General features: G+C 32.6%; 24 protein-coding genes and 1 tRNA gene. 12 read left to right on the top strand and 13 right to left on the bottom strand.

Translation table 11 applies throughout. The annotated features are described in order from the left end of the window. The first annotated feature begins 36 nt into the window (after positions 1-36). The 3 genes from fliL to CIGNP103_RS00775 all read left to right on the top strand — a co-directional run bounded on the left by fliL (position 37) and on the right by CIGNP103_RS00775 (position 1,609). Positions 37-552 carry a flagellar basal body-associated protein FliL gene (gene fliL / locus CIGNP103_RS00785; protein ID WP_086252467.1) on the top strand — a complete coding sequence of 172 codons (516 nt, stop codon included), beginning with the start codon at positions 37-39 and terminating at the stop codon, positions 550-552. Further along, positions 549-899, top strand: coding sequence for a holo-ACP synthase (acpS, locus tag CIGNP103_RS00780; RefSeq protein WP_086233198.1), 351 nt, complete (start codon positions 549-551; stop codon positions 897-899). Before fliL ends, acpS begins: the two co-directional genes overlap by 4 nt. Before the next feature lie 230 nt (positions 900-1,129). Further along, positions 1,130-1,609, top strand: coding sequence for a hypothetical protein (locus CIGNP103_RS00775; protein ID WP_086252466.1), 480 nt, complete (start codon positions 1,130-1,132; stop codon positions 1,607-1,609). 860 nt (positions 1,610-2,469) lie between these two features. Here the strand turns inward: CIGNP103_RS00775 and trmA are convergent. Genes trmA through CIGNP103_RS00760 form a run of 3 tightly spaced genes read right to left on the bottom strand, consistent with a single transcriptional unit; the run spans position 2,470 to position 5,754 of the window. Then, a complete protein-coding gene (gene trmA / locus CIGNP103_RS00770) occupies positions 2,470-3,567 on the bottom strand; it encodes a tRNA (uridine(54)-C5)-methyltransferase TrmA (RefSeq protein WP_086252465.1) in 1,098 nt (365 codons plus the stop codon). 9 nt (positions 3,568-3,576) lie between these two features. After that, positions 3,577-4,323 (bottom strand): SDR family NAD(P)-dependent oxidoreductase, encoded by a 747-nt coding sequence (locus CIGNP103_RS00765; protein ID WP_086252464.1) that lies wholly within the window; start codon positions 4,321-4,323, stop codon positions 3,577-3,579. Between the two features lie 9 nt (positions 4,324-4,332). Then, positions 4,333-5,754 (bottom strand): COG3400 family protein, encoded by a 1,422-nt coding sequence (locus CIGNP103_RS00760; RefSeq protein WP_086268415.1) that lies wholly within the window; start codon positions 5,752-5,754, stop codon positions 4,333-4,335. 289 nt (positions 5,755-6,043) lie between these two features. Between CIGNP103_RS00760 and hsdR the strand changes: the two genes are divergently transcribed. The 6 genes from hsdR (at position 6,044) to tgt (ending at position 14,270) form a co-directional block, all read left to right on the top strand. Then, positions 6,044-8,497, top strand: a complete 2,454-nt coding sequence (hsdR, locus tag CIGNP103_RS00755) for an EcoAI/FtnUII family type I restriction enzme subunit R (protein ID WP_201790322.1) — start codon at positions 6,044-6,046, stop codon at positions 8,495-8,497. An 88-nt stretch (positions 8,498-8,585) separates the two neighbouring features. Then, the gene (locus CIGNP103_RS00750; protein WP_086268413.1) at positions 8,586-10,076 is read left to right on the top strand and encodes a type I restriction-modification system subunit M; all 1,491 of its coding nucleotides are present in this window, start codon (positions 8,586-8,588) and stop codon (positions 10,074-10,076) included. Positions 10,077-10,084: 8 nt separating this feature from the next. Further along, positions 10,085-11,215 (top strand): Fic family protein, encoded by a 1,131-nt coding sequence (locus tag CIGNP103_RS00745; protein ID WP_086235335.1) that lies wholly within the window; start codon positions 10,085-10,087, stop codon positions 11,213-11,215. Between the two features lie 131 nt (positions 11,216-11,346). Next, the gene (locus tag CIGNP103_RS00740) at positions 11,347-11,631 is read left to right on the top strand and encodes a hypothetical protein (RefSeq protein ID WP_086268412.1); all 285 of its coding nucleotides are present in this window, start codon (positions 11,347-11,349) and stop codon (positions 11,629-11,631) included. A gap of 38 nt (positions 11,632-11,669) precedes the next feature. Next, a complete protein-coding gene (locus CIGNP103_RS00735) occupies positions 11,670-12,851 on the top strand; it encodes a restriction endonuclease subunit S (protein WP_236847402.1) in 1,182 nt (393 codons plus the stop codon). A gap of 291 nt (positions 12,852-13,142) precedes the next feature. Further along, entirely contained in the window at positions 13,143-14,270 is a 1,128-nt protein-coding gene (tgt, locus tag CIGNP103_RS00730; protein ID WP_086268410.1) for a tRNA guanosine(34) transglycosylase Tgt, read from the top strand. Positions 14,271-14,425: 155 nt separating this feature from the next. On the opposite strand, the gene CIGNP103_RS00725 is transcribed toward tgt, so the two are convergent. From CIGNP103_RS00725 to CIGNP103_RS00685, 9 genes are read right to left on the bottom strand one after another with little or no spacing between them, the layout of a single operon-like run. Next, on the bottom strand, positions 14,426-15,190 hold the full coding sequence (locus tag CIGNP103_RS00725) for a pseudouridine synthase family protein (protein ID WP_179187530.1): 765 nt from the start codon (positions 15,188-15,190) through the stop codon (positions 14,426-14,428). A gap of 2 nt (positions 15,191-15,192) precedes the next feature. Continuing rightward, complete coding sequence (gene waaA / locus CIGNP103_RS00720) at positions 15,193-16,308, bottom strand: lipid IV(A) 3-deoxy-D-manno-octulosonic acid transferase (RefSeq protein WP_086268409.1); 1,116 nt, start codon at positions 16,306-16,308, stop codon at positions 15,193-15,195. After that, entirely contained in the window at positions 16,305-17,018 is a 714-nt protein-coding gene (locus CIGNP103_RS00715) for a zinc ribbon domain-containing protein (protein WP_086238342.1), read from the bottom strand. The genes waaA and CIGNP103_RS00715 overlap by 4 nt, the downstream gene beginning before the upstream one ends. A 13-nt stretch (positions 17,019-17,031) precedes the next feature. Further along, positions 17,032-17,757 carry a Nif3-like dinuclear metal center hexameric protein gene (locus CIGNP103_RS00710; RefSeq protein WP_086232091.1) on the bottom strand — a complete coding sequence of 242 codons (726 nt, stop codon included), beginning with the start codon at positions 17,755-17,757 and terminating at the stop codon, positions 17,032-17,034. Continuing rightward, the gene (glyQ, locus tag CIGNP103_RS00705; protein WP_086227033.1) at positions 17,758-18,612 is read right to left on the bottom strand and encodes a glycine--tRNA ligase subunit alpha; all 855 of its coding nucleotides are present in this window, start codon (positions 18,610-18,612) and stop codon (positions 17,758-17,760) included. Further along, the gene (locus CIGNP103_RS00700; RefSeq protein ID WP_086227032.1) at positions 18,609-19,094 is read right to left on the bottom strand and encodes a DUF3972 domain-containing protein; all 486 of its coding nucleotides are present in this window, start codon (positions 19,092-19,094) and stop codon (positions 18,609-18,611) included. The genes glyQ and CIGNP103_RS00700 overlap by 4 nt, the downstream gene beginning before the upstream one ends. Then, complete coding sequence (gene purE, locus CIGNP103_RS00695) at positions 19,091-19,597, bottom strand: 5-(carboxyamino)imidazole ribonucleotide mutase (RefSeq protein ID WP_086224519.1); 507 nt, start codon at positions 19,595-19,597, stop codon at positions 19,091-19,093. Before purE ends, CIGNP103_RS00700 begins: the two co-directional genes overlap by 4 nt. Beyond that, entirely contained in the window at positions 19,598-20,869 is a 1,272-nt protein-coding gene (locus tag CIGNP103_RS00690) for a peptidase U32 family protein (RefSeq protein ID WP_086268408.1), read from the bottom strand. It abuts the gene before it with no gap. Next, positions 20,866-21,603: a chemotaxis protein gene (locus CIGNP103_RS00685; RefSeq protein WP_086224521.1), complete on the bottom strand. Its 738-nt coding sequence runs from the start codon at positions 21,601-21,603 to the stop codon at positions 20,866-20,868. The genes CIGNP103_RS00690 and CIGNP103_RS00685 overlap by 4 nt, the downstream gene beginning before the upstream one ends. Positions 21,604-21,760: 157 nt before the next feature. Here CIGNP103_RS00685 and CIGNP103_RS00680 point away from each other — a divergent pair. The 3 genes from CIGNP103_RS00680 (at position 21,761) to glnA (ending at position 24,218) form a co-directional block, all read left to right on the top strand. Continuing rightward, positions 21,761-21,837 (top strand) — tRNA-Arg (locus CIGNP103_RS00680). 85 nt (positions 21,838-21,922) lie between these two features. Next, positions 21,923-22,702, top strand: a complete 780-nt coding sequence (locus CIGNP103_RS00675; RefSeq protein WP_086241307.1) for a histidinol-phosphatase — start codon at positions 21,923-21,925, stop codon at positions 22,700-22,702. A gap of 88 nt (positions 22,703-22,790) precedes the next feature. Then, on the top strand, positions 22,791-24,218 hold the full coding sequence (glnA, locus tag CIGNP103_RS00670; RefSeq protein ID WP_086224523.1) for a type I glutamate--ammonia ligase: 1,428 nt from the start codon (positions 22,791-22,793) through the stop codon (positions 24,216-24,218). A gap of 38 nt (positions 24,219-24,256) precedes the next feature. On the opposite strand, the gene CIGNP103_RS00665 is transcribed toward glnA, so the two are convergent. Further along, positions 24,257-24,649, bottom strand: coding sequence for a replication initiation protein (locus tag CIGNP103_RS00665; RefSeq protein ID WP_086241309.1), 393 nt, complete (start codon positions 24,647-24,649; stop codon positions 24,257-24,259). Between the last annotated feature and the right edge of the window lie 36 nt (positions 24,650-24,685).

Below are 24,685 nucleotides of genomic sequence, written 5' to 3'. Positions count from 1 at the left end.
AAATTTAAAATATAATACAGAGAAAAAGGAGAAAAAATGGCAGCATCAGATGAAGATGTAAAAAATGAAGGTAAAAAGAGTCCAGTGGTACTAATAGCGATTATAGGCGTAGTGGTCTTTTTACTTATCATTGGAATAATTGTTGCAATGCTTTTGATGAGCGGAGGAGATGATAAACAAGTGTCTCAAGCAGCTGATACACCAGCATCACATATGGCTCCAAAACAGAGGTCAAATGACTTTTTTAACATCGGCCCTATGTACCCAATGGATCAGTATGTAGTAAATTTACTTAGCGAGAGTGGTACAAGATATCTAAAAACTACTATGAATTTGGAATTAAGTGAACAGACTTTAAGTCCAGAAATAGATAAAAAACAAGCACTAATTAGAGATATAATCATTAGAACTCTTTCGGCTAAAACTTATGAAGATGTAAGCACAGCTAAAGGCAAAGAGCGTCTCAAAGATGAATTGGTAACTAGAATAAATGAAGTCCTAAGAGATGGATATATCAAAAATGTATTTTTTACTGATTTTATTGTACAATGATAGGTATTGATATTGTCAGTATTAAAAGGATCGCTGCAGCCAAGGCTAGGCACGGCGATCTTTTTTTGCGTAAATTTTTAAATCCTAGTGAAATTGAGCTAGCTAAAAACGATGAAACTTTAGCTGGTTTTTGGGCTGCTAAAGAGGCTATTAGTAAAGCGCTTGGTTGTGGTATCGGAGCTGAATTTGGATTTGGTGATGCTACAATTTATAAAGATAATAAAGGTGCGCCAAAAATCAAATTTAATACAGAAACACTTTATAAATTTAATATTAAAAATACTTCTCTTAGTATAACTCACGATGGTGGATTTGCAATTGCTGCAGTGATAATTGAGCGATATTAAGCCATATAATTTGTAATATTAAATAATTCAAATTAAATTTTAAATCCTTATTTTATTAAATTAAAATCTGAAAATATATAATAATACAATTACCAAAATCAATATTTGCTTAATAAAATTCAAATTGATTAGTTTACTAAAAAATTTAAATTTATAAATATAATTGATATAAAAATAGATTAGTGATTCATTTTAACGTTATTTGGGAATATTTTTAGCAAAATCAAACTATGAGTTTTTGTTTTTCATTTGCAGTTAAAAACTCTACCTTGATTATAGCTAAAAAGATAGATTTTGGAGTAAGCAATGCGCCAAAATATGAAATAGACACAAAAGAGCTATATAACCTTGAAATTAATGAAGCTTATAGAAATGTATATCAAAGCGTTGTTTTGCAGTGGCAAGATATTAGCAGTGGGGCTATGCGCCATCTTCGTGCTGGTAGTGGCGAGCCTAGTTACAATATGAGAATAAGCCAGCCTAAAAGTGATGGCGAGGCATACGCTAAAGCAAATGCAAAGCTAAATGAGCTTAAAAAAGGCGGTATCAGCGGTAGGTGTAGCCTAGCAGGGGCTAATATCATTACTGGCGGCTCTATAGTGTTTAAAAATACAAACAGCGATATAGAACTAAAAAAGTTTAGCATAACAAGCGTAAGACATACGCTAAATAGTAGGGGATATAGTATTGAGATTGAGTTTGAAGGGTGAATTGGTGAGGCTAGTTGTGATCTAAATTGGCTTTTTGGGGTGTTTATGGGCTAAGTTTTAGTCGGTGATTTGTTTACATATTAAATAAAAATATAATAAAGTAGGGTGGTAAGTAAATTTTATATCTTAGATTTAAATTATTGAAATTTAAAATAGTAAGAGCATATATATCAACTACAATTATTATTGTTTAGTTTTACATCTGTATTATTGCTTCATTAGCCCCCCCCTTTTTTTTAATTACACTACAATTATCATAGATGATAACTCTACATATATTACAATGGTTGATTGGTAAAGATTAAATAAAAACATAAAATGATTGAAAACAAACGCCTGACAAACAAAGCTATAATTATTATAAAATAATTAAAAATATATATAAAAAGCACTATTTTATATATTTAGTATTGAAAACTATAATTTTCAAACTAAAATAAATTCACCTATTTTGGGTTTTTTGATACTAAAAAATCCCCATTTTACCACTATTTATAGGATGTATGTATAATAATACATAGTAAAATATGTATTATTTTCATTAAAATAATAAGTAAAATTATTCTTGAAATTTTATGTATTATTTTATGTAAAATTTTACAATACATAAACCAAGAAATTAACTTAAATCAAAATTATATTCTATTTAGTATAAGCAAAAACTGAGCCAAAATTTGAATTAAACTGAAATTTATATTAAAATATAAAAAGATATAAAAGCTAAATAAATCAATATATTTTACCTATACTGCAGTAAATGACAACTAAAAATATATAATTCATCCAAGATAAAAATTACTAATATAAGCTAAATTTAATCTTGATTATAAATTTATTTTGTCACTTATTGCAGCTAGTGTTTATTTGATTCTTTTTAAAACTACACCACATTCAATGTGATTAGTATGGACAAATTGGTCAAATATTGCAAATTTTACCACTTTATGTGTTTGACTTAGTATCTCTAAGTTATTTTGCAATGTCAGTGGATTGCATGATATATAAATTATATTATCTATCTTGCTCATAAAATCTAAAACGCTATCTTCGCACCCCGCCCTTGGTGGATCGACTAATATATGGCTAAATATATAACTATCTAAATCTACACCACGCAATCTCTCAAACTCTCGCTCCTTAGCTATTGCGCTCATTATCTCAGCAGCACTTAGTCTAGCAAATTTGATATTATTTACACTATTTAATTGGCAATTTTTCAATGCCATATCAATTGAGCTTTTAGATATCTCAGTAGCTAAAACTTTTTGGAATTTAAGACTAATTGGTATAGTAAAATTTCCATGTCCGCAATATAGCTCTATTAAATCTGCTGCATTTTCTACTGCATTTACAGCCCATGAAATCATTTTTTCATTTATCTTTTTATTTGGCTGGATAAATGCCGTATCGCTCATAATATAGCTAAACTCACACCCATTTATATTTAAAATCTCATTTATTTTTGTATCGCCAAATTCTAGCTTTACTCCCCTACTCCTAGCTATTAGACCTATTCTTAGCTTAGATTGTATATTGGCTAGATTATCTTTTATACTATTTACATCTTTATGATATAAAAGCGTTACTATAAGACTTTTGGCTGAGCTAATAAACTCTACGCCAAATAATCGCTCTACTAGAGCCTTATCTTCTTTTATTGTTTTTAGAAGTTCTGGCATTATATTTGATATCTTAGTATCTACTATCTGGCAGCTTTGTATTGGTAATTTCGTATTTTGCTGACTACGCATACAGTAGCTTATATCGTTATTTTCATGCCAAATGCCAAATTCAGCTCTAGAGCGAAATCCACTCTCATCTGAGTCAAAAAACTCAAATTCTCCACTCCAAAACTTGCTAAAAAGCTCCTTTATCTTAGCGATTTTAAGCTGCTTTTGATCACAATAGCTAAGAGTCAAAACACAACTTCCACAATCTCCTAAATACCTACAATCCACGCTTATACCCTACTCTTTTTCAAAGAAAAATCCAGCCCAACTCTGCGTTGTCGGCATAACTTCAAGGCTATTTATATTGACATGTTTTGGTAAATTTATACAATCAAGCACGATTTGAGCGATATCATCTGCCTTTAAATACTCAGTTCCATCATATACCGCATCGCTCTTTTGCTCATCGCCTTTATATCTTACTAGGCTAAATTCGGTCTTAGCAATGCCAGGAGCTATCTCTGTAACTCGTATATTATCGCCTTTTAAGTCATTTCTAAGATTAAAGCTAAACTGCTTTACAAAGGCCTTAGTAGCACCATATACATTTCCACCAGGATATGGCCACTGACCAGCCACAGAACCAAGATTAAATATATATCCACTTTTTCTTTTAGTCATAATAGGCAAAACCGCCTTTGTAGTATACAAAAGCCCCTTGATATTAGTATCTATCATAGTTTCAAAATCATCTAAACTAGCCTCATTTACACGCTCAAGCCCAAGAGCCAGTCCAGCATTATTAATCAAAATTTCAATATCTCTATACTCATTTGGTAGCTCATCAACTGCCTTAAATAGAGCATTTTTGTCCCTAATATCACAAGCGATTATGTGAGAATTCAAAAGTTCATTAGCTAAATTCTCCAATCTATCTTTGCGACGACCAAGCAAAATTAATTTATATCCATCTTTAGATAAAGCCCTAGCCATCGCCTCCCCAAAGCCAGATGTAGCCCCAGTTATAAAAGCTGTATTTTTCATCTTTAATCCTTAAATTTTATCATTTTGTGGGATAAATAGTTGATAGCTATCACCCAAAATATAGTGCAAACGATTAATATCTTTAGAAAAAATCGCTCCAAATTTACCATCCATAATCTTGCTACTAAAGCTTAAAAATTGTAAAATATTTTCATTATTTTTAAGCTTTAGTAGTGGATTTGTGCCATCATTTACGATATTGACCTTTTTATCAAAGATTTTTGATAAGCTCTCAAAATGCTCCCTTAGCTCTTTACTATCATCATCAAATTTGTTATCAAAATGGTAAAAATATATACTAAAATCAAGCTGCTTACAGCAATCCATAATTACGCTAGAGTTGCTCTCAGCATCGGTTTTATCGCCTAAAATTACACCTCTTTTAACACTATTTAATCCACTTGTGCCTATTTTTAATACAGGAACTTTTAGAGCTTCATAGCCCTTTTTATATAGATTAAATGCTCTACCATTAGTAACTACTAGACCGATATCAAGCTCATTCATTTTAGATTTTTGAATCGATATTGTAGCGCTAAAGTAGTCAATTTTGATAAAAATACTATCTGATCTAAGCTCTTTAATATCGCTAAAAATTTTGCTAAGAGTTGGATTTACTACCTTTATATATAGCTTTTTGCTATTTAATTTTTTATGTAGTTCTAATGTATCGCTTAGTAATCTTTCTATATCGTTATTGCTCATTAGCTTCATATCCAAGGCTAAATAGATATTATTGCCAAATGGATTTGGGAATTGACCAGGTTCTTTTTTAATCGCACGGAATACATTTTCTAAAATTCTAGGCTCACCAACTACTAGCAAAGTATCATTTGGCAAGATTAGTGTATTAGAAGTAGCTATTGTATAACTTCCATTGCGATATATCATAGCTATTTTCCAGCGTTTTTTACGGATATTACCTACATGGCGGTAAGCATAGCTACTACCATGTGGGACTTGAACTTCCATAATCTCCCCTAGCCCAAGGCCAATATTATCAGCAATTACTGGCACATCAGGCAAGAAATCCATAAATCTAGAGCTTAGAATCTTTCTAGCATCAATTATAGATATTAGATTATCGCCCTTAAAATGCCTTCCCATACCCCATAAATCCAGCACATCTATCTCTAAATTTGGATAAATTTGACGCAGATTATCGCATACGCATCTTATATCAAATTCATTTTGCATTATCACCATAGCTTGTTCAAATTCACTCTTTAAATGTAGTTTAAGCTTGCCAAGGCTAGTTGGGTCAAAGTTATAAAATATAAAATTCTCAAAATTCACATCCCAGCTAGGGATTGTCTCTTCATTATAGGTGATTACTGTGTAGTTGTGTAAGGCGTTATTTTTGCTATTAAATAGTCGCTCTAAGAAATTTTTGGCTAAAATTCCATCAGCAATAATCAAGATATTTTTCATCAATTCTCCATAAAAATATGGCCTTATATTATCATAATTGAAATTTAAAATAGATAAAAGTGGATTTTAAATATCTATACCTAACTCATTATTATAAAGCTAAACAAAGTCAAATAAAATTAAAAATATGATAATAACTTAAAAGTATGAAATATTAAACTCTTAAACAGAGATATTATGATTTTTCGTAGTTAGTAAAATTCTTATAAATGTGTTATAATGTTTTTATAATTTGTATTATTGAAAGAATAATTGTATGGAAACTCACCACATATTACCAAAATCGGAAATGACAGAAGAAGATATTAAATTTCAATTTATTACTCCAGCATTGTTGACAAAATGGGATACTAAAAAAATCACCATGGAGACAGCTCCTGTAAATAATTTCACGGATGGGAAAGTTCTTATTAAAGGAAATGTTCCAAGTCGTGATAAAGGGAAAAGATGTGACTATGTTCTTTGGTATAATAAAGGGACTCCACTTGCGATTGTAGAAGCTAAAGATAATAATCATTCAACATCGTTTGGTATGCAACAAGCCATTTCCTATGGAATTATGATGAATGTTCCTTTTGTCTATACATCAAACGGAGATAGCTTTTTTGAACACGATTTTACAACTGGGCTTGAAAAAGAATTTCCCCTTTCGGAGTTTCCCACTGCAGATGAACTTTATGCCCGGTGGAAAGGTGTTGATGCAACAAAAATTCTAGAAGTTGAAAACCAAGAACGATATGCGATGGATGGAGAATCAAAAGCATATGATGTTCCACTTTGTTTTGAAGAAAATCTTTTGAATACGCCTTTCTATTCTGGTTCAAATTGTTATCCCCCTAGGTACTATCAGCGAAATGCGGTAAATAGAACCCTTGCGGCAATTTCACAACAACAAACCCGAATTCTTATTGTAATGGCAACTGGAACAGGAAAAACCTATACGGCTTTTCAGATTGTATGGAGACTCCTTGAGTCAGGAACAAAGAAGAAAGTGCTCTATCTTGCTGATAGAAATAATCTCGTAGATCAGACTATTAACGGTGACTTTAAGCCTTTAGAAAAAGTAATCCACAAAATCAATTTCCAAAAAGAAGATAAATCAAAAATTTCAGCATATCAGGTCTATTTTGCCCTTTATCAACAGTTGGATTCCGCAAAGCACCAAGGAGAGGAAGTTGAAGAAACAGAAGCTGAAATAGAAGCAGAAATTGCCAAATATAAAGAGTTCTTCAAACCAGATTTCTTTGATCTTATTATTGTTGATGAGTGCCATCGTGGGTCTGCAAAGGCTGATTCTCGCTGGCGAAAGATTCTTGATTATTTTAGCAGCGCTACACAAATTGGTATGACAGCTACACCAAAAGAAACAAAATATATTTCTAACATCGATTATTTTGGAGAACCTGTTTACAGCTACAGTCTTAAACAAGGAATTGAAGATGGATTTCTTGCTCCATTCAAGGTAATACATGTTCGCACTAGTATTGATGACGGCTGGAGACCAAAACTAGGTCAAAAGGATATTAACGGAGTAGAAATCGAAGACCAAGAATATAATCTTTCAGATTATGACTATAATATTGTCATCCAAGATAGAATTGATGAAGTTGCCCAGGAAATTACAAAATTTTTAAAAGAAACAGACCGTATGTCCAAGACAATTGTATTTTGTCCCACAGAAGATGCCGCAGAACGCATGCGAGTTGCACTGAACAATTTAAATACTGATATGATTCTAAAAGATAATCAGGGCAATGTAAAAGAGCAGTATGTTGTCCGTATCACTGGAAGTGATAAATATGGAAAAGAAAAGCTGGATTATTTTATTTCAGTTTCGCAGCCCTATCCCGTTATTGCAACTACATCAAAGCTGCTTTCTACTGGAAGCGACTGCAAAATGGTAAAACTCATTGTTTTAGATGAGCTAATCAATTCAATGACAGAGTTTAAGCAGATAATTGGCCGTGGAACTCGTCTGAGATATGATGAGGGAAAAACTCATTTTACAATAATGGATTTTCGCCGTGTAAGCCGTTTGTTTGCCGACCCAGAATGGGATGGAGAGATTGAACAAAATGACGATTATAATCCAAATCCACAGCCAGAAGGCGAATATAAGGGTGATTTTGGAGATGGCAGTGATGATAAGGGGAGCCACAATGGTAGGAAAGAAATTCAGTTTGTTGGAAAAGGCAGCGTTACTATACAGGTTCTACAAAGACTAGTTTCTATCTACGATACAGATGGCAAACTTCTAAAACAGGAAAGCATCGAAGATTACACCAAAGAAAGTATTCTTGGAACATATCGAACCCTTGAAAATTTTATCCAGACCTGGAATGAAGAGCAGAAGAAAGAAGTCATCCGCAATATGCTTAAAGAGCGTGGTATAGATTTAGAACTCATTAAAAAAGATCAAAATATGATGGATGTGGATGACTTTGATTTTATCTGCCATATCGCATTTGACCAAAAGCCCCTGACTCGTCGTGAGCGTGCAGAAAAGGTAAAGAAACGAGATCTTTTTGGTAAATATGGAGCAACTGCAAAAGAGGTGATCAATGCGCTACTAGATAAATATGCTGAACTTGGCATTTACGACATTGAGTCAACCGAAATTCTCAAGCAGAATCCATTTACAAAGTTTGGGAAACCTTCTCGGATTGCAGCCTTGTTTGGTGGAAATGATAAGTATAGAACAGCTCTTCGTGAATTGGAAAATGAATTATATAAAATAGCGTAAGGTGTGTCACACGGATTGGATTTTGCTAACACAAAATCTGAAAAAAGGAAATCAAAAATCCGTGTAACAAAATAAAAGGAATAAATAAATGAGCAACTTAAGTGGTTTTGTAAAAAGAGTCCGTGATGTAATGCGGAACGATGCCGGTATAAATGGTGATGCCCAGAGAATTGAACAGATAACTTGGATGCTTTTCTTAAAAGTTTATGACGCAAAAGAAGAAGACTGGGAATTTGATGATGAACAATTTGAATCTATAATTCCCCCAAAATTACGCTGGAGAAATTGGGCTCATGTAGAAAATCAACATGATGGACTTACCGGAGACCAGCTTTTGAATTTTGTAAACAATGAACTTTTCCCAACATTAAGAAAACTTGAAATAAATTCAGATACCCCAATTCGCCAAAGTATTGTGCGTACAACTTTTGAAGATGCAAACAATTATATGAAAGATGGAGTGCTTCTCCGTCAGATTATCAATATTATTGATGAGCTTGATTTTGGAAGCTATGAAGAAACCCATGCCTTTGGCGAAATATATGAAACTATTTTAAAAGAACTTCAAAGTGCAGGTTCTGCGGGTGAATTTTACACTCCACGTGCCGTAACAGAGTTTATGGCAAAAATGATTAAACCACAAATTGGCGAAACTATGGCTGATTTTGCCTGTGGAACAGGAGGCTTCCTTTCAAGTTGGATAAAAGAACTTGAAGCAATCAAAGACGCAAAAGGATCAATCAGCAATGAAGATTCTGAAAAACTTTATAATTCAATTTACGCAATCGAAAAAAAACAATTCCCATATATGCTTTGCGTAACAAATATGTTACTTCACGGAATTGACAATCCAAAAGTATTTCACGATAACTCACTTACAAAAAAACTTTTGGACTACACGCAAAAAGATGCATTTGATGTAATTCTTATGAATCCACCTTATGGCGGAAGCGAAAAAGAAGACATCAAGCAAAACTTTCCAGCTGACCTTAAATCAAGCGAAACAGCAGATCTTTTTATAGCTGTTATTTTGTATCGCTTAAAGAAAAACGGTCGTGCCGCTGTCATTATTCCTGATGGATTTTTGTTCGGCAATGATAACGCAAAGATAAATCTCAAGAAAAAGCTACTGACAGAATATAATCTACATACCGTGGTGCGGTTGCCACAAAGTGTCTTTTCTCCTTATACAAGCATTACAACAAATATTCTCTTTTTCAATAATGAAGAACCAACCGGTAAAACATGGTTTTATCGTGTAGATATACCAGATGGAATTAAATACTTTTCTAAAACTAAACCGATGAAACTTTCTGATTTTGATGATTGTGTTGCATGGTGGAATGACCGTAAAGAAATAGCCGATGAAGAAGGAAATCCAAAGGCAAAATGCTTTACTTCTTACGAGCTTATAGAAGGTGGCTATAACCTTGACCTTTGTGGTTATCCTCACGAGGAAGAGGAAATCTTAAGCATAAAAGAGACAATCATAAATTATAAAAAGCATAGTGAAGCTGCAGAAGAAAAAATCAATGTAACACTAGCAAAAATTACTGAAATTCTTGGAATTGAATTGTAGGAGAAAAATTGGCAAAGACTTATACTATTCCTAAATTACCACTTGGAATTGACCTTGAAACAAAAGAAATACTCAAACAAGTTAATCTTGCAAACAAAGCGTTGGCAGAATTAAAAGGAGTTGCTCATACAATTCCAAATGAAGGTGTTTTGATTAATTCTCTTGTTATACAAGAAGCAAAGGAAAGTTCCGAAGTAGAAAATATAGTAACAACCCATGATGAGATTTTTCAAGCAGATCTTTCTGTAAGTAATTATGCAGTTAGCAATGCAGCAAAAGAGGTTATGAATTATAGAGAAGCTATGCTTGAAGGCTTTTCAAGAGTAAAAGAAAATATGCTTCTTACAAATAACATTATTAAAAATATTCAAGAAAAGCTTGAAAAAAATAAAGCTGGGTTTAGAACAAGTGCTGTAACATTACAAAATTCTAAGCAAGAAATTGTTTATGCTCCTCCAAAAACAGGAGATGAAGTTGAACATTATATGTCAAATCTTGAACAATTTATTAACAATTCTGAATTATCTGATTTAGATCCATTGATTAAACTAGCAATAATACATCACCAATTTGAAAGCATACATCCTTTTTATGATGGTAACGGAAGAACTGGGCGTATTATTTCTGTTTTATATTTAGTACAAAATAGACTTTTGGATTTACCAATTTTATATTTGAGTCGTTATATCACTCGTAATAAAGCCGATTATTACAAATTGATTCAAGCTGTCCGTGATAATGATGGAGATATAAAGGATTGGCAGAATTGGGTTATGTTTATTCTTAAAGGAATAGAAGTTACATCTAAAGAAACAATTATTTTAATAAATGGTATTGCGCAATTAATGGCACAATATAAAGCAATCTTAAAACCCGTATTTGGAAAAACATATAAACATGAACTTTTGAATAATTTATTTTTCCATCCGTATACAAAGATTGAATTTATTGAACGGGATATGAATGTTCAACGCAAAACGGCAGCAAAATATCTTGATATGATTGTAGATTTAAAACTTTTGACAAAAATGAAAAAAGGATCATCTAATTATTATATTAATAATGCTTTATTTGAATTATTTCTAAATCAGGGGAAAGTTGTATCAGAAGTTGAAACTATTGAATCTGTAAAATCGTAATATGTACCCAATTTAACGATTTTGGGTACATGCTCATTCGTATATGTACCCAAAATATTGTTTTTGGGTACATATTGATGACATTATGTACCCAATTTGATGAATTTGGCAACATAAAAAAGGAAACTAAATTGGCAAAGATAAAAAAAGATACAAATTTAAGAAAATCAATTCTCCAAGCGGCCATAACAGGCCAGTTGATTAGTAATGTAGAAGGGGAAACTAAAACAGGCAAAGAGCTTTTAGACAAAATTATAGAAGAACGCAACGCAAAACTTCTAGCCGATTGGGAAGAAGCAAAAAAGAAAAACCCAAAAGCCAAAAAGCCCGCTCCAATTGTCGCAAGTGAGATTACAGAAGATGAAATCCCCTTTGAAATTCCTAAAAGCTGGTGTTGGTGTAGTTGGGGGATTTGATTCAAATAAAATCAGGAGATGGATTAACATCTACACAAATGAAAGACGGTTCGATTCCTGTTTATGGTGGGAATGGTATAACTGGATATCACAATGATGCTAATATTCACGAAGAAACAATTGTGATTGGACGTGTTGGATTTTATTGCGGAAGTGTACACTTAACAGAAAAAGAAGCTTGGGTAACTGATAATGCGTTTATTAGTAATTATTCAAAAAACTATCTCAATCGGAATTATTTAATAACTGTATTAAGACAACTAGACTTAGGAAAACAACAAAATAAGACTGCACAACCAGTTGTATCGGGAAAGAAAATTTATCCTATGCTTTTCCCCCTCCCACCACTTGCCGTGCAAAATGCAATTGTTGCAAAACTTGAAGAAGTGCTGCCTTTGGTTGATGCTTACGAAAATGCGGTTCTCCAAAAAGAGGAATTAAAAACCGCTCTTCCAGATAAAGTAAAAAAAGCTATTTTACAAGAAGCAATACAAGGCAAACTCACAAAATCTTGGCGAAAAACTACCACAATAGAAGAAAGTGGCAAACAACTTTTAGATAGAATTATAGAAGAACGCAACGCAAAACTTCTAGCCGATTGGGAAGAAGCAAAAAAGAAAAACCCAAAAGCCAAAAAGCCTACTCCAATTGCCGTAAGTGAAATTACAGAAGATGAAATCCCCTTTGAAATTCCTAAAAGCTGGTGTTGGTGTAGATTATCAAATCTCTGCAATCTTTATACAGGTAATAGCATTAATGAAACTGAAAAAAAACTTAAATATACAAATATAAAAGATGGTTGGGTTTATATTGGAACAAAAGATGTAGGATTTGATCAAACAATAAACTACGATAATGGTATAAAAATTCCTTTTGAAAAAGACACTTTTCGCATTGCACCTAAAAATACGGTTTTAATGTGTATTGAAGGTGGTAGTGCTGGAAGAAAAATTGCTTTTACAAATCAAGATGTATGTTTTGGAAATAAACTTTGTTGTTTTAATCCATATAAATATGAAGTTGAAAAGTTTTTATTCTATTTTCTGCAAAGTACAGTTTTTATAGATGCATTTAAAGATAATATTAATGGAATAATTGGTGGTGTAAGTATTAATAAAATAAAAGAAATGCTATTCCCACTCCCGCCACTTGCCGAACAAGAAAAGATTGTAGAAATAATTGAACAGATATTGCCTTTGTGTGAGAAGTTGGGTGGATAAAATGAGTTTTGATGAAAGAATAAGAAAAGCAATTTTAGATATTTAAAGAGAATAATATAATCTAAAAGCCTTTTTATAGCTAACTTCTGCTTTAAACTTAAAGTATATTTTATATGAGACTTTTAAACTCAAAACTATAAGAAATTTTGCATATTCTAAATTTATTATATTGATAAAGCAATTTAATATTATATATCTTAATACCTTGTGTTTTGCTTTTTAAATCAGTTTAATTATTCTAAATTCTAAGCAATATTTTGCTAAAATTACGCCGATTTAATAAGGATTTATATGGAATTTAAGATAGATAAAATAAGCCAAAACGCCAGAGCTTGTACTATTAAGATGGCTCACGGAGTTGTACAAACTCCAGTATTTATGCCTGTTGGCACACTTGGGGCGATTAAGAGTCTTGATGCGATTGATATGGGTGAAATTTTAAAAGCTAAGATAATTTTAGCCAATACCTATCATCTCTATTTACGCCCCGGAAGTAAGGTTATAAGGGGATTTGGCGGACTTCATGGATTTAGTAAATTTGGTGGCAATTTCTTAACTGATAGTGGTGGATTTCAAGCTTTTTCTCTATCGCACCGCTCTAAAGCTGATGAAAATGGGATTAAATTTAAAAGCCATATAGATGGTAGCCTTCACTACTTCACACCAAAAAGTGTGCTAGATACGCAGTATGATTTGGGTAGTGATATTATGATGATTTTAGATGATTTGGTCGCCCTTCCAGCGACAAAAGAACGCATAGAGCTAAGCCTAAAACGCACGATAAAATGGGCTAAAGAGGCTGAAATATATCATAAAAACCAAAAAGCAAATGGAGTTGGAGTTAATCAAAATCTATTTGGTATAATACAAGGTGGGACTGACTATAACGCTAGAAAAGAGTGCGCTATGGCCTTGTGTGATATGGATTTTGATGGATTAGCTATCGGTGGGCTAAGCGTGGGGGAATCAAATGAGCAAATGTATGATACAGTAGAGGGCGTAATGCCCTATATCGATCCAAATCGCCCAAGATATCTAATGGGCGTTGGCACTCCAGAGGATTTAGTAGAAAATGTTAGTCGTGGGGTTGATATGTTTGATTGTGTGATGCCTACAAGAAATGCTAGAAATGGGACGCTATTTACTAGCTTTGGTAAGTTAAATATCAAAGCAGCAGCATTTATAAACGATCATGAACCAATAGATAATGAGTGCGGGTGCTACACTTGCAAACGATATAGCCGTGGATATTTAAACCATCTATATAAGGCTAAAGAGCTTACATTTTTTAGGCTTGCGAGTTTGCATAATCTACATTACTATCTAAATTTAATGAAACAGATGAGAGAGGCTATAATGGCTGATAAGTTTATAGAGTTTAAGATGGAATTTTATGCTAAAAGGGCTTTAACTAAATAGCTAAAGACTATAATTAGAGTATCACTAAAATTTTTAATACTTTTTATAGCTTTTAAAAACTTAATAAAATAGATTTAAATTTTAAAAACTCAAAATAGTTTTAAATTTAAATCTATGCAATGTAAAATATACAAAATGCGGTATTTTATATAATCTTATAAATTTTTTAAAATATTTTTATCAATTTGCTCAAATCCTTGATCAAAAAATCCACTATCAGGCTGAGCATAAAACTCATAATCAAAAATCTTAGTTCTTAAGCTATGTAGATATAGTCTTTTTGAGCTACTTTTAGCATATTTTTCATCTCCGACAATGCCAAATCCACTACTTGCTAAATGCACTCTAATCTGATGAGTTCTACCAGTTTCTATATCTATTTTTAGTAGTGATTTTTTACCTTCGACTGCTACTGGAGTGATATGCGTGATAGCTGTTTTGCCACTTTTTAGATCGATTTTGCTAAAGGCTCCAGATTTTGTTTTTATAGTTGTTAATGGCTGGTTTATAGTAAAGCTTTCACAAACTATACCTTTAACAACTGCAAGATAGGTTTTACCTACCCTATTTTGTGCAAATTCTTTAATAGCACGCTGTTGAAAATCTTCATTTTTATATAGCAAAATCACTCCACTAGTCTCTTTATCTAGACGATTTAAAAGTGGAAATTTAAATATTTCAGCGATCTTTTCACTCGTGATAAAAGGCGGTTTGTTGATTGCTATTATATTTTCATCTTCAAAAATTTTCACTGGTTTGGCTAGTTTTGTTACCTTAAATTTAGCACTCTCTTTTAAAAGTCCTCTAGCAAGCACAAGCCTTTGGCCGCCTACACTTACTAGTCCAGCGTCTATTAACTCCTTGGCTTCGTTGTTTGAAATGCCCTCTTGAATTGCTAGAAGTTTATAAGCCTTTTGCATATTTATCCTTTTATATCTTTTATTATCTTATCCATATCGCACATATTTATAATTTTTGTGTTTTTTAAATTTGAATTTATCTTTTGCCACACATTATCATATGAACAAAACTCAATCCCGCTTACTGCTTTATATAAATCTTTTTGATTATGGATATACTCTCCGCTTAAAATTTTGCATTTAAATTGAGCTGCCTCTATAGGATTATGCCCTCCAATGCCCTTTTCAAAACTACCACAAAGCACGACAATATCAGCAATTACATATAAATTAACCAGCTCCCCAAGAGTATCTACAAGAATAATCTGCGAATTTAATCCCATATTATCACTAAATCTCTCAAAGCTTATATTTTTAATACTATCTTTAATAATATTATAAACGCTATTAAATCTCTCAGGATGACGCGGAACTATAAAAAGCTGGTCATTATCCTTAAGAATTAGATTAGCTAATAGATTTTTCTCTTCATTTTCATGTGAACTAGCTATTATTATCACTCTTTTATCTGGTTTTTTATATTGCTTTGATGGCTTTGGTAGATTGGCTGATTTGATATTTCCTACGACTTTGATATTTTTAGCCCCTAGGTTTATTAAACGATCTTTATCTGTCTGGCTTTGTGCTAAAACTAAATCAACATATTTAAAAAGCCATTTATAATAAAATTTAAATCTTAAATAATTTTTATAACTTTTATCGCTAATTCTAGCATTTAAAAGTATGGTTTTAGAGCCGTTTGATTTAGCTACTCTAAATAAATTTAGCCATAATTCTGCTTCAAAAACTATTAAAACATCTGATCTGCTTAACCAAAAAGGCAAAAAGCACTCAAATGGTAAAAACCTACAATCTGCATATCCCTTAGCCTTATCAAATCCAGTTTGGGTAATTACACTTACTCTACAATCTTTTAACTCTTTTACTAAAGGCTCAATAGCACAAGCCTCACCAAAGCTACAAGCATGAAAATGGTATTTAGCAAATTTAGGCTTTGGATTGCGATATAAGAAAAATCTAGCCCTAAGGCTACGGACAAACTTTTGCTTAAAACTTAAAAGCCATAAAAACGGCGAGCAAATTCCGAGCAAAAGTGCCGTAAATAGAGTATAAATCACTCCTCAATAGTCTCTTTATATAAGATTCTACCACAATGTGGACAAGTTGTGATATCTTCACTTTTAATAATATTAGCATATGTTTTATCATTAATTTTCATAAAGCAACCATAACACGCCTGCTTTCTAACTGGTACAACTGCTGTATTTTTTGCCCATTTACGAATTTTTTCATAAAATGTAAGTATTTTTTGATTCATATCAGCTAGTAATTTCTCTTTTTGATCATAAATCTTGCTTCTTTCATTTTCAATAGCTTTTAACTCATCAGCTACTTCGCTATTTAAGCTATCTAATGCACTTTGAGCATTAGATTTTTTCTGTTCTAGTTCAGTTTTTAACTCATTTTTGCTATCTATTATTCTCTCAAGTCTGCCAATCTCTTCATTAGCTGCTTCAAGTTGATCTTTAGCTAGGTCTTCTTCTAAATTTAGAGCTTTTATCTCTTTTTCGCTTTTGACAGCTGAAGATTTTTTGCTAATATCTTTGATTTTGGCATTAAATTCATTAATATGAGAATTTGTATTAGCAATTTGTGCCTTTAACTCTGATATTTCTGTATCAACTTTTTCTATATTTTCATCTATAGTTGTTATTTCATCTTTTTTAAGTTGTAAATTTCTATTAATACTCTCAATTCTTGGTGCGTAATTATCTATTTTTTGGTCGATTTGTGATAAATTCACAAGTTGTTGTAAATACTTATTCATTGATTTCCTTTGGTTATCTATATTCAAATGGGTTTATTGAATTTGTGATTGTAGCAAAAACTTTAAACTTTTGCAAGTTTAGCGCCAAAGACTCCCCAAAATACCGCTCACTTTCAAAATGATTAATATCAATCAAACTAAGTGAATTTTCATAAGATTGAAGTGCTGTATGATATTTAAAATCTCCGCTTAAAAAACAATCGGCTTTAAAACTACCAATTAGCTCACTTCCACTTCCAGTACAAATGGCTGCTGTTTTGATAAAATCACATCCTTTAACTACTCTTATAGTAGTTAAATTTAATTTGGATTTTATATCAGTTACAAACTCTTCAAAGCTCTTATTTACCTCAAATTTAAACACAAATTCACTATCTTGTTCATAATTTTTATAGCCTAAAACCTCACTTAATACAAATTTATTCAAAACCACTTTATCATAATTAGTATGCATAGAGATTAAGCTAATATCCTTTTTAATCATATCTTTGATTAAATTTGCTGGATATTCACTGCTATTAATGCTTTTTAAACCTTTAAAAATTAACGGATGATGTGTTATAAAAAGTGTTCTAGGCTTAGCCTGAGCTATAAGTGAACTATCTAAATCAAGACTTAAAGTAATACTATCAAACTCATCATTCATACTACCTATTATAAGTCCAGAATTATCCCAACTCTCTTGTAAATCAAATGGCGCTATGCTATCAAGCATAGCATAAATTTCAGATATTTTCACCTATTTTAAACTCTCTTTATAAGCTAATGCGCAGCCTTTAGCTAGTTCTCTAATTTTTAAAATATAGTCTTGCCTTTGTGTAACGCTAATTGCTCCACGTGCATCAAGTACATTAAATGTATGCGCTGCAAGCATACAATAATCATATGCTGGAAGTGCTAATCCATGCTCTAAAATCGCCTTACACTCACTGGAATAAGATTCAAACCATGCAAAGAGTTTAGCAGTATCAGCTATTTCAAAGTTATATTTACTAAACTCAAATTCACCTTGCTTATGCACATCGCCATATGTTACTACATTGCCATCATGATCATCCCATATGATATCATATACGCTATCTTTATCTTGCAAATACATAGCTAAGCGTTCAATTCCATATGTTACTTCAGCGCTTATTAATTCGCACGGAATTCCGCCGACTTGTTGAAAATATGTAAATTGAGTTACTTCCATACCATCTAACCAAACTTCCCAGCCTAGACCCCATGCACCAAGAGTTGGGCTCTCCCAGTTGTCTTCTACAAATCTTATATCATGCTTTTTAAGATCAAGGCCAAGTCTTTCAAGGCTTTTTAAATATAGCTCTTGAATATTTTTTGGACTTGGTTTCATTATTACTTGAAACTGATAGTAGCTTCCAAGTCTATTTGGATTCTCGCCATATCTACCATCTGTTGGACGGCGAGATGGAGCTACATAGGCTACATTCCATGGTTTATCACCTAATGAACGCAAAAATGTTGCTTGATGATAGGTTCCAGCGCCAGCTGGCATATCGTATGGTTGAACGACAATACAGCCTTGCTCGTTCCAGTATTGTTGCAAGGTTAAAATTATCTGACTAAATGTCATGAATTTCCTTTATTATTAAAATTCTCTATGGCCTTATTCCACATCAACTTATATTTACGCTTTAAAAATTCAACCTCTTCTTGAGCATTTTTAAGCTGAGTAGTAAGCGTCTCAACCGTCTTTCTATCCTCATCATATAACTCTTGCATAGAATAAAGCGCTTCTTTTAAAAATTGATTTTCATTTCTAAGCACATCTAATGTTTCATCTTTAGCATCTAGGACTTTTTCGTGTAAATTTAAAATCGTTCCAATTGTCTTTTCGACAAAGCTCTCACCTGGTAAAGTATGTTGCTCGGTACTAGCAACTATCTCACCATTGTGCGCTGGTACAACACTCATTGTGCCTTCGTTAGCCTCTATATATATTATATCATTATCTATTTTTGTATTTAATGCACCACGCTCAATCATACCATCAACAACTTCACGCTTTAGATGTACTAGCTGACAAAACTCATCAATGGCTAGATATGTTTTCATTTAGCACCACCTAATAAAACTTCGATTTTTTTAGAATCCATTTCAAGTGATTTAGCCTGTTTTTCTCTATCTTCTTTTAGTTTTAATGCCAAATTTTCATCACTTAGAGCTAAAATTTGCATTGCTAAATATGCTGCATTTTTAGCTCCAGCCTTGCCAATTGCTAGAGTTGCTACTGGCATACCAGCTGGCATTTGAACAGTTGAATATAGCGCATCTACGCCATTTACTGCTGAACCTCCCATTGGTACACCAATCACTGGCTTTAGACTATAAGCAGCAACTGCGCCGGCTAAATGAGCTGCCATACCCGCTGCACAGATAAATACTGCTGCGCCTCTAGCATCGGCATCTTGGACATATTGATGAGTTCTAGTTGGGCTTCTGTGAGCTGAACTGATAATCATCTCATATTTTACATCAAATTCTTCTAAGATTTTAGCCGTCTCGCTTACAATCTCGTAGTCGCTTTTGCTACCCATTATAATGCTTACAAATTTCATCTACTCTCCTTCTATAATCTCTTTACGCAAAAAGCTAAATTCTGGCAAGTTTGCAGGGAGATTGATCTCGTTTTCATTTCCGCTATGAATTTCATCAAATTCCTTACCTTTAGTACTTACTAGCTTTTTAAATTTAACATAATACTTATTATCATCTTTTTTATAGATGGCACCAAGCTCATTTTCTACACTATCTATCGCTGCATTTACAGGAGCAAAAATCTCATACTCATGCTTTGTATCAATTTTAAATTTAGTCTTAAAACTTTTACCATCTAGACTAATAGCATGAACTTGATGCGTACCCTCTTCTATACTAGTAGTATGGTTTTGCGTGTCATCTCTCTCATATGGTTTATGAATAAGATAACCATCGCTAAATCCACGATTTTTAAGTGTATTTAACTCTGCAGCATAAATTTTAGGATTAAATTTACCAGCAATTGCATCATCAATAGCCATTCTATAAGCCTTGGTAGCGCAAGCTGCGTAGTATTCGCTTTTTGTTCGACCTTCAATTTTTAGGCTATCTACAGCACCGGTTTGAAGAATTCGCTCTATATGCTTACTTAAATTTAGATCTTTGGAATTCATTATATGCGTACCATGCTCATCCTCTTCTAAACGAAATAAAGCGCCATTTTCAGGACTTTTAGCATATAATTCATAGTTAAACCTACAATCATTAGCGCAACTTCCACGATTACTTAATCTACCGCTTTGGACAGCCGAAACCAAACACCTACCAGAGTATGCAAAACACATCGAGCCATGACAAAATATCTCTAATTCTAGGCTTGGAATCATCTCTTTAATTAATACAGCATCTTTTAAGCTCATCTCACGAGCTACTACTATTCTACTAGCGCCCATATCATGGTAAATTTGAGCATCTAGATAATTCATTACATTAGCTTGAGTAGATAGATGTATCTCTATATTTGGAGCGATCTCTTTAGCAAGTTTCATAACCCCAGGCGTAGCGATTATAAAGGCATCAACGCCAAATTCGCTAATTGTTTTGATATGTTTTTTAAGGTTATCAAGCTGAGTATTATATGGAAAACCATTTATCGTGGCATAAAATTTGGCTCCACTTTTATGAGCTAGTCTAACACCCTCTTCAAAACTTTCAAGATCAAATTCCTTTGCACTTCTTTGACGCAAAGAGAAATTACCCACACTTGCATACACAGCATCTGCACCATAAGCTAGAGCAATTTGAAGTTTAGTTAAATTTCCAGCCGGGCTTAAAAGTTCTGGCTTTTTCACTTTTTACCCAATGAGTTGATTAAAGCTTCTATATCAGCATTACTTACAACATCTTCAGTTGTTGTATCGCCCTCAATATGCATAGCTGAACCAACACGTTTTTCATCATCAATTTTACCTTCAAATAGGCTATTCATATATTTACTTAGCGCACGCATTACATTGATAACTCTTTCTATTTTTTGACGATGAATATCTTGATATTGCATCATATCCATCGTCATCATAATTTCATCTTGTCCCATTTGAACATTGCTTATAATACTATCTATTTTATTGTCTAGATTTTTATTAAGCTCTAAAAGTTCGCTAAATGTTTGAACATTTGGAAATTTTTCATGCAAAATTTCAAAAACCTCTATATTTCTTGCAATGCAAGTTTTAGCATCATTTGATGTGTTTTCTGCATCTAGACAAAATCCACTAATGGTTTCAAGCTTATCAAACATCTCAGTGGCTTTTTTTTCAGAATCCTTTGTAACATCATCTAGTTGATTAACGACTTTATGATCATCTGTCGGTGGTGGTGGTGGCCACGCACTTATTGAACTTACTCTATAGTTATCGTGCGTAACGACATGGCCACTATTTTGAACCACAGCATCAGCATCTTCGGTTAAATCTGGCTCATCAAGACTAGTATCGCTTACATTATCTGTATCTGTATTATCTACACTGCTAGTTAAATCGCTTAAATCTTCAGCCATTAAAGCATCTAATTCTTCTTGTGTCATAAGATCTCCTTAGGAACATAATTGCGTGATTGTATCTAAATTTAGATAAATTTTGCTTTACATTACAAAAATCATTTAATATTTCAAAAAATATTTTTAAATTTTGCTAACTTTAAGGAATCATTTTGTATAATTCCGATTCTTAACTTAATTTAGTGCGCTCTTAGCTCAGCTGGATAGAGCATTTGATTGCGGTTCAAAAGGTCAGAGATTCGAATTCTCTAGGGCGCACCACTATTTAATCATTGATTCAATTTAAATTTAATCTTTTATTTTATATAATTCTTCTATTAATTTTGTATTTTTTAAGGATTTTTTCATGATCGTAGATCTACACAATCATACTCCACTATGCAATCACGCAACAGGTACTCCAATAGATTATGCCAAAGCTGCTTTTAATCAAGGGTGTAAATATTATGGATTTAGCGACCATGCACCAATGAATTTTGATCAAAAATATAGAATGAGCTTTAAGGATATGGATGACTATAAAGAGACAATTGATATTTTAAAGACTGAATTTAAAGGCAAAATGGAGATATTATTTGGTTATGAGGTTGATTATTTACCTGGATTTATAGATGATAGAGTCTTAAATGCTAATGTAGATTATCTAATTGGTTCGGTACATTTTTTAAATGGTTGGGGATTTGATAATCCTGAGTTTATAGGCGAATATAAAAATAGAGATATTGATCAAATTTATATTGATTATTTTGACGCTATTAAAATGATGGCAAAATTTGGCAAATTTGATATTGTTGGTCATATTGATCTTATCAAGGTATTTAACTATAAGCCAAAAACAGATATAAGAATTATCGCTAAAGATGCTTTAAATGAGATCAAAAAAAGCGGTATGACAGTAGAACTAAATAGTGCTGGTCTTCGCAAACCAGTAGGCGAAATTTACCCCGGAGATGAGATATTAGAGATGATGGCTCAAATGGGGATTGATATCACTCTTTCAAGCGATGCGCACTCTGTAGAGCAAGTTGGTTTAAATATGGATAAAACTATACAAAAAGCTAAAAAATTTGGCTATAATGAGGTTGCGATATATCAAAATCGTGATAAAAAGATGATAAAAATTTAAAATAGTATGGATTTCAATATAAATTTAAAATTAAAATTGATATTTTATGCTATAATTTCAAAATTTTAATTTTTCAAGGAGTTTGCCTATGGGTAGATTTGTTAATAGCGTTGATGAATTTTTTGAATATTGTGATGAAAATGAAGTTAAATTTGTAGATTTTCGCTTTACTGATCTTAAAGGAACATGGCACCATGTATCATATAATATAAAAGCAATTAATAAAGATTCTTTTAATGGGATTCCATTTGATGGTAGCTCAATTGATGCGTGGCAGCCTATACATAAATCAGATATGATGCTTATACCTGATGTTGAGACTGCGTTTTTAGATCCATTTACTGCTGATACAACTATCATTGTAATATGCGATGTTTATGATATTTATAAAAATGATCTATATGAGAAGTGCCCTCGCTCAATTGCTAAAAAGGCTATGCAACACTTAAAAGAGAGCGGAATCGGTGATGTAGCGTATTTCGGGCCTGAAAATGAGTTTTTTGTCTTTGATAATGTCAGGATTATAGACAAACAAAACTGCGCAATGTATGAAGTAGATACCGAAGAAGGCGAATGGAATGATGCTAAAGACTATAAAGATGGTTATAATAGCGGCCACCGCCCAAGAGCGCAAGGTGGATACTATCCAGTTCAGCCGATTGACTCAATGGTGGATTTAAGGGCTGAAATGGTAAATGTATTGGAGCAAGTTGGTCTTGAAACCTTTGTTGTTCATCATGAAGTTGCTCAAGGCCAAGGCGAAATCGGCGTTAAATTTGGGACATTAGTAGAGGCTGCTGATAATGTGCAAATTTACAAATATATAGTCAAAATGGTAGCTCATTTAAATGGCAAAACGGCTACATTTATGCCAAAACCTCTATATGGCGACAATGGTAGTGGTATGCATGTCCATCAAAGTATATGGAAAGATGGCAAAAATCTATTCTATAAAGCTGGAACATACGCAAATTTAAGCGATATGGCTAGATGGTATATCGGTGGCGTATTAAGACATGCTAGAAGTGTAGCTGCATTTACTAATCCAAGCACAAATAGCTACAAAAGATTAATTCCTGGCTTTGAAGCACCAAGCATTCTTACATACTCTTGCCAAAATAGAAGTGCTAGTTGTAGGATTCCTTACGGCTCTGGTGAAAAGAGTGTAAGAGCTGAGTTTAGATTTCCTGATAGCACCGCTTGTCCATATCTAGCATTTGCAGCTATGTTAATGGCAGGACTTGATGGTATCAAAAATAAAATTGAGCCAGTAGGACCAATGGATGAGGATCTATTTGAGCTAACTCTTGATGAAATTAGAGAGCGTGGAATTGAGCAATTACCACATACTTTAAGAGGAAGCTTAGAAGCCGTAATCCGTGACAATAAATATCTAAGTGCGATTATGACAGAACACTTTATAGAGACTTATCAACACTATAAATTTGAGACTCAAGTATGGCCATATGAGCAACGCCCTACTCCATTTGAGTTTAAAACTGTATATTCTTGCTAACATACCACCCTTGGGCAAAGCTCAAGGGTGATTTTATACTATAACTTTAAAATCTGACTACTTTTAAGAAAATTAATTGGAATAGATAATAAATTTCTAAATTGTTTTTTAGTCAAGGTTAATTCTTTTTCACCTTTAAAATTTGATTTTACATTTTTAAACTGAATAAGTATTCTAAAAACAGATTTTGAATACTTGCTTTTAATAGCACAAAATTCATGTAGATTAAAATATAAGTATCTACTAAAACTAAATAAAAATTCTTTAGCTGTTTTATTTACTTCTAATGATAATATTTGTTTATTTCTATAAGCTTTTATCGAAGTAAAAAACATATTAAAGTCCGAAGCAGTAAAGCTCTCTGGAAATACTAAAGTCATATTCATCTCATTTGCATATGACAAATCACCTTTTTCAACTTCTATTTTCATTATAAATTCCTTAATAAATTTTTTAATAATATATCT

It is taken from the genome of Campylobacter sp. P0103 (assembly GCF_002139545.1).
In the GTDB taxonomy this organism is placed as follows: Bacteria; Campylobacterota; Campylobacteria; order Campylobacterales; family Campylobacteraceae; genus Campylobacter; species Campylobacter devanensis.
Note: the sequence above shows the minus strand (reverse complement) of the source record. Positions and strands in the feature narration are given on the sequence as shown.

Coding starts and splice junctions, on each gene's coding strand:
- CIGNP103_RS00665 (WP_086241309.1), bottom strand. CDS start 24,649: ATGAAAATAGAAGTTGAAAAAGGTGATTTGTCATATGCAAATGAGATG.
- glnA (WP_086224523.1), top strand. CDS start 22,791: ATGGGTAGATTTGTTAATAGCGTTGATGAATTTTTTGAATATTGTGAT.
- CIGNP103_RS00725 (WP_179187530.1), bottom strand. CDS start 15,190: ATGCAAAAGGCTTATAAACTTCTAGCAATTCAAGAGGGCATTTCAAAC.
- fliL (WP_086252467.1), top strand. CDS start 37: ATGGCAGCATCAGATGAAGATGTAAAAAATGAAGGTAAAAAGAGTCCA.
- acpS (WP_086233198.1), top strand. CDS start 549: ATGATAGGTATTGATATTGTCAGTATTAAAAGGATCGCTGCAGCCAAG.
- CIGNP103_RS00750 (WP_086268413.1), top strand. CDS start 8,586: ATGAGCAACTTAAGTGGTTTTGTAAAAAGAGTCCGTGATGTAATGCGG.
- CIGNP103_RS00765 (WP_086252464.1), bottom strand. CDS start 4,323: ATGAAAAATACAGCTTTTATAACTGGGGCTACATCTGGCTTTGGGGAG.
- tgt (WP_086268410.1), top strand. CDS start 13,143: ATGGAATTTAAGATAGATAAAATAAGCCAAAACGCCAGAGCTTGTACT.
- CIGNP103_RS00760 (WP_086268415.1), bottom strand. CDS start 5,754: ATGAAAAATATCTTGATTATTGCTGATGGAATTTTAGCCAAAAATTTC.
- CIGNP103_RS00685 (WP_086224521.1), bottom strand. CDS start 21,603: ATGACACAAGAAGAATTAGATGCTTTAATGGCTGAAGATTTAAGCGAT.
- CIGNP103_RS00700 (WP_086227032.1), bottom strand. CDS start 19,094: ATGAAAACATATCTAGCCATTGATGAGTTTTGTCAGCTAGTACATCTA.
- CIGNP103_RS00775 (WP_086252466.1), top strand. CDS start 1,130: ATGAGTTTTTGTTTTTCATTTGCAGTTAAAAACTCTACCTTGATTATA.
- CIGNP103_RS00675 (WP_086241307.1), top strand. CDS start 21,923: ATGATCGTAGATCTACACAATCATACTCCACTATGCAATCACGCAACA.
- hsdR (WP_201790322.1), top strand. CDS start 6,044: ATGACAGAAGAAGATATTAAATTTCAATTTATTACTCCAGCATTGTTG.
- CIGNP103_RS00735 (WP_236847402.1), top strand. CDS start 11,670: ATGAAAGACGGTTCGATTCCTGTTTATGGTGGGAATGGTATAACTGGA.
- glyQ (WP_086227033.1), bottom strand. CDS start 18,612: ATGACATTTAGTCAGATAATTTTAACCTTGCAACAATACTGGAACGAG.
- purE (WP_086224519.1), bottom strand. CDS start 19,597: ATGAAATTTGTAAGCATTATAATGGGTAGCAAAAGCGACTACGAGATT.
- CIGNP103_RS00715 (WP_086238342.1), bottom strand. CDS start 17,018: ATGAATAAGTATTTACAACAACTTGTGAATTTATCACAAATCGACCAA.